This window comes from Skermanella sp., assembly GCF_059503625.1.
The window spans coordinates 1-4831 of sequence record NZ_JCACHA010001185.1; the positions used below are offsets into that span (position 1 = coordinate 1).

The window sequence follows — 4831 nt, forward strand, 5'->3', positions numbered from 1 at the left end:
CTTGAAGTACTCTATCGTCCGCTCGAGTCCCTGGCGCAAGGGAATGGCCGGCTGCCAGTCCAGCAGCTCGCGCGCCTTCGTGATATCCGGACGCCGTTGCAGGGGATCGTCCTGCGGCAAGGGCATCTGCACGATCTCCGACCGCGACCCGGTCATCTCGATCACGATCTCGGCCAGCTGACGGATCGTGAACTCTCCCGGATTGCCGATATTGACCGGTCCGGTCACGGTATCCGGCGCATCCATCAGCTTGATGAAGCCTTCGATCAGGTCGTCCACATAGCAGAACGACCGGGTCTGGCTGCCGTCGCCATAGATCGTGATCGGCTTGTCCTGAAGCGCTTGTACGATGAAGTTGGAAACGACGCGGCCATCCTGCGGATTCATCCGGGGACCGTAGGTGTTGAAGATGCGCACCACGCGGATATTCACGCCGTATTGCCGGTGATAATCGAAGAAAAGCGTTTCGGCGCAACGCTTGCCCTCGTCGTAGCAGGCGCGCGGACCGATCGGGTTGACGTTGCCCCAGTAGCCTTCCTGCTGCGGATGGACAGCCGGATCGCCGTAGACTTCCGAAGTCGAGGCCTGGAAGATCTTGGCCTTTACCCGCTTCGCCAGCCCCAGCACGTTGATAGCACCGTGAACGCTGGTCTTGACCGTCTGTACCGGATCGAACTGATAGTGGATCGGGGAAGCCGGACAGGCCAGATTGAATATCTCATCCACTTCCAGGTAAAGCGGGAAGCAGATATCGTGCCGGATGACCTCGAAACGAGGATTGGCCAGCAGATGAAGAATGTTGTCGCGGGCACCGGTGAAATAATTGTCCACGCAAATAACTTCGTCGCCTCGCGAAAGCAGCCGCTCGCACAGGTGCGATCCCAGGAACCCAGCCCCACCTGTTACCAGAACGCGCTTGCGTGTGCTCATGTTTGTCATAATTCGAATTTTCTCTTGGCGAGGGGTTTCTTGGCGAAGGGCTTCTAGGCGAGAGTTTCTGGGCGAAAGGCCGGAGCGCTCAAGGCACATACATCATAAGGATGCGGCGTGTCCACTCAAGGACATCGGGGCCGCCGGAGATACTGATGCTCCTCCGGATCCCGCCCCGCCCGTGTCAGCGGCCGCGCACCGTGAGCCGGGGATTGCGGTCGAACACGAAGAACTGCCGGGCCGCATAATTCCACACGAAGGCCGATCCGGTGCCGCAGATCTTGGCGATCATCAGCCCCATGCCCAGCGCTTCGATGCTGGCCGACGTGACGATGAAATTGATCAGCAAGCCGAAGCCGCTGACCAGATAGACCAGCATGAACTCCTCGCCGGTGGACCTGCCGGATGACCGGAAGATCAGCTTGGACGACAGATACCAGTTGTTGAATGTCGCGACGATGAAAGCGATGAAGATGGCGACGGCATAATGGAGGTCGAGGAACGTCACCGCCCCAAAGAATACCGCCCACTCGATCAGCGCGCTCAGCCCGCCGACGAACAGGTATCCGACCGCACCCGGAAGGTAACGGAGGATCTGCGAGACGCCATTCGTCATCTTACGATCCGCACTTACGCTGTTTTGAAAACGGAATATTTGACGATCGCGTAGATCGCCCTGAAGCCGTCCTTCAGACCGATCTTCTTGCCCTCGTCATAAGTCCGCCCGTAATAAGAAATGCCGACCTCGTAGAAAACGGCATGCTTCCTCGCCAGCTTTGCCGTGATTTCCGGCTCGAAACCGAAGCGGTCTTCTTCGATCGTCACCGACTTTATGATCTCGCGCCGGAACACCTTGTAGCAGGTCTCCATATCGGTGAGATTGATGTTGGTGAAACAGTTCGACGCGAATGTCAGGAAACGGTTTGCCAGCATGTGCCAGAAATAGACGACGCGATGGGCACCGCCGCCGACGAACCGTGACCCGTAGACGACATCGGCGCCACGGTTGAGGATCGGATCGATCAGTGCCGGGTATTCCTGCGGATCGTATTCAAGGTCGGCGTCCTGGATCAGGACGATGTCGCCCGTCGCATGAGCGAACCCGGTGCGCAGAGCGGCGCCTTTGCCCTGGTTCTTTTCGTGATAGACGATCTTCTCGACCAGCGGCGCGATTTCCGACTTCAGCAGTTCGCGGGTGCCGTCGCGCGAGCAGTCATCGACGATGATGATTTCGATCTGACGGACATCCGCGGCGCGGACACGATCGACAATGGTCCGGATGGTATGCAATTCGTTGTAGCAAGGAATTACAACAGAAAGCGTGAAATTGTCTTTATCGATCATGAGGTCTGCGCACCGCTTGTCGGGATCGTCATTTTGATCTTTACCGGAATGGTTAGATTTTGCTTGCCTGACATGCCCGCAACTCAGCAAACCAGTCCTTCGCGAAGCGCGTCTGGAACGTAGATTTCGGAGTTATGGTGCGGCATGAGTTGGACGTTGGTTAAGGGCCGGTTAAACAGGGCCTCTTTACTCGGGAATGCTGTTCCTGTCAGCCGAATTATGTGTAGCATAAGCCATTAAATTAAAGTGAGGCGATCATGACACGTTCAGCAACACAGGGTTTCAAACATCCCGGACTTTCAGGCAATTTTGTTGCTTTGCCTGCTTAGTGCCCAAGCGGCCGCAGCATGCCTCGAAGTTCTCTCGAGACATGCTGCGCTTACCGGAACACCTATCCTCAAGCCCGGGCGACGCCTTGACCGATTGCGTCGACGCCCAGCGCCTTCAGCGCCGTACCGACGATGTGCCGCGCGGTGAGACCGGCCTCGTCGTATTGCTTTGCCGGACTGTCATGGTCCAGGAAAAGGTCCGGCAACACCATCGGCCGGATCTTCAGCCCCTGGTCGAGCAAGCCGGCGCCAGCCAGGAAATGCAGGACGAAGCTGCCGAAACCGCCGACCGAGCCTTCCTCGATCGTGATGACCACCTCATGGCTGGTGGCGACGCGGCGGATCAGGTCCTCGTCCAGCGGCTTGGCGAACCGGGCATCGACGACGGTGGTCGACAGCCCGCGCGCCGCAAGGTCCTGCGCGGCGGTGATGCACTCCTGAAGACGGGCGCCGAAGTTCAGCAACGCTACCTTGGTGCCTTCCTGGACGATCCTGCCCTTGCCGATCTCCAGCACGCGCCCCCGCTCCGGCATGTCGCGGCCGACGCCCTCGCCGCGCGGATAGCGGAACGCGCTGGGACGGTCGTCGATCGCCGCCGCCGTCGCCACCATGTCCATCAGTTCGACCTCGTCGGAGGCCGCCATCAGGACCATGTTGGGCAGGCAGCCCAGATAGGCCACGTCGAAGGAACCGGCATGGGTGGCGCCGTCGGCGCCGACCAGACCCGCCCGGTCGATCGCGAAGCGGACCGGCAGCGACTGGAGCGCCACGTCGTGGACGACCTGATCGTAACCGCGCTGAAGGAAGGTCGAGTAGATCGCGGCGAACGGCTTGAAACCCTCGGTCGCCAGACCGGCGCAGAAGGTCACCGCGTGCTGCTCCGCGATGCCGACGTCGAAGATCCGGCGCGGAAAGCGCTTGGCGAAGACGTCCAGCCCGGTGCCCGACGGCATCGCCGCCGTAACAGCGATGATCTTGTCGTCGGCCTCGGCCTCCTTGACCAGGGCTTCGGCGAAGACCCGCGTGTATGTCGGCGCGTTCGACTTGGCCTTGGCCTGGGCGCCGGTCACCACGTCGAACTTGGACACGGCGTGCAGCTTGTCGGCGGAAGCTTCCGCCGGGGCGAAGCCCTTGCCCTTCTGGGTCACGACATGGACCAGCACCGGTCCGCTGTCCTCGCTGTCGCGCAGGTTCTGCAAGACCGGCAGCAGATGGTCCAGGTTGTGGCCGTCGATCGGACCGACGTAGTAGAAGCCCATCTCCTCGAACAGGGTGCCGCCCGTCACCATGCCGCGGGCGTATTCCTCCGCCCGCCGGGCCGCCTGCTTCAGCGGGCGCGGGAACTTCTCGGCGATGTCCTTCGCCAGATGGCGCAGGCTCAGATAGGGCTTGGACGAGATCAGCCGCGACAGGTAGGCGCTCATGGCGCCGACCGGCGGGGCGATCGACATGTCGTTGTCGTTCAGGATGACGATCAGACGGCTGTCGTCGTCGCTGCCGGCGTTGTTCATGGCCTCATAGGCCATGCCGGCGCTCATCGCACCGTCGCCGATCACGCAGATGGTATGGTTGCTCTTCCCGGCCAGCTTGTGCGCCACGGCCATGCCGTAGCCCGCCGAGATCGAGGTCGAGCTGTGGGCGGTGCCGAACGGATCGTATTCGCTCTCCGACCGCTTGGTGAAGCCTGAGAGCCCGGCGCCCTGGCGGAGCGTACGGATGCGGTCGCGCCGTCCGGTCAGGATCTTGTGCGGGTAAGCCTGATGGCCGACGTCCCAGATCAGCCGGTCGGCCGGGGTATCGAAGACATAGTGAAGCGCCACCGTCAACTCGACCACGCCCAACCCGGCGCCCAGATGACCGCCGGTCACGGAGACCGCGTCGATCGTCTCGGTGCGCAATTCATCCGCCAGCTGCCGGAGCTGGTCGGGTTTCAGCTTCCGGACCTGCGCCGGAACCATGCAGCGGTCGAGCAACGGAGTTTTACTGGTAGCGGTCAATACGACCTCCTCTGGTCAGACGCGCCGCTCAAGTTGACGCCTGTCAATGACGCCGCTCAACGACATAGGTTGCGACGGACTTCAGCAAATCCGCACGTTCATCGAAAATATCCAGGTGACGGGCGGCCTGATCTGCGATCAGGCGCGCCTGCTCGCGTGCCCGTTCGACGCCCAAGATGGACCCGAAGGTCGCCTAGCCCGCCGCCGCGTCCTCCTGCACCGGCTTGCCGG

Annotated in this window: 5 protein-coding genes; 1 reads left to right on the top strand and 4 read right to left on the bottom strand. The window is 61.3% G+C overall.

Annotated features, from left to right (window positions below; all coding sequences use genetic code 11):
• The 4 genes from AC5JJ6_RS41755 to dxs form a co-directional block, all read right to left on the bottom strand.
• Window positions 1-930 (bottom strand): UDP-glucuronic acid decarboxylase family protein (locus AC5JJ6_RS41755; protein WP_496047714.1); only part of this gene is annotated, 930 nt, incomplete at its 3' end.
• A 184-nt stretch (window positions 931-1114) separates the two neighbouring features.
• Window positions 1115-1546, bottom strand: a complete 432-nt coding sequence (locus tag AC5JJ6_RS41760; RefSeq protein WP_044426006.1) for a GtrA family protein — start codon at window positions 1544-1546, stop codon at window positions 1115-1117.
• A gap of 14 nt (window positions 1547-1560) precedes the next feature.
• On the bottom strand, window positions 1561-2274 hold the full coding sequence (locus AC5JJ6_RS41765; RefSeq protein WP_496047715.1) for a glycosyltransferase family 2 protein: 714 nt from the start codon (window positions 2272-2274) through the stop codon (window positions 1561-1563).
• 397 nt (window positions 2275-2671) lie between these two features.
• Window positions 2672-4600, bottom strand: a complete 1929-nt coding sequence (gene dxs / locus AC5JJ6_RS41770; protein WP_496047716.1) for a 1-deoxy-D-xylulose-5-phosphate synthase — start codon at window positions 4598-4600, stop codon at window positions 2672-2674.
• 46 nt (window positions 4601-4646) lie between these two features.
• Here dxs and AC5JJ6_RS41775 point away from each other — a divergent pair.
• A partial coding sequence (locus AC5JJ6_RS41775; protein WP_496047717.1) for a hypothetical protein occupies window positions 4647-4831 on the top strand: 185 nt, incomplete at its 3' end.

Excerpts from the sequence above, each read along its gene's own strand:
- AC5JJ6_RS41760 (WP_044426006.1), bottom strand. The coding sequence starts at position 1,546 with ATGACGAATGGCGTCTCGCAGATCCTCCGTTACCTTCCGGGTGCGGTC.
- AC5JJ6_RS41765 (WP_496047715.1), bottom strand. The coding sequence starts at position 2,274 with ATGATCGATAAAGACAATTTCACGCTTTCTGTTGTAATTCCTTGCTAC.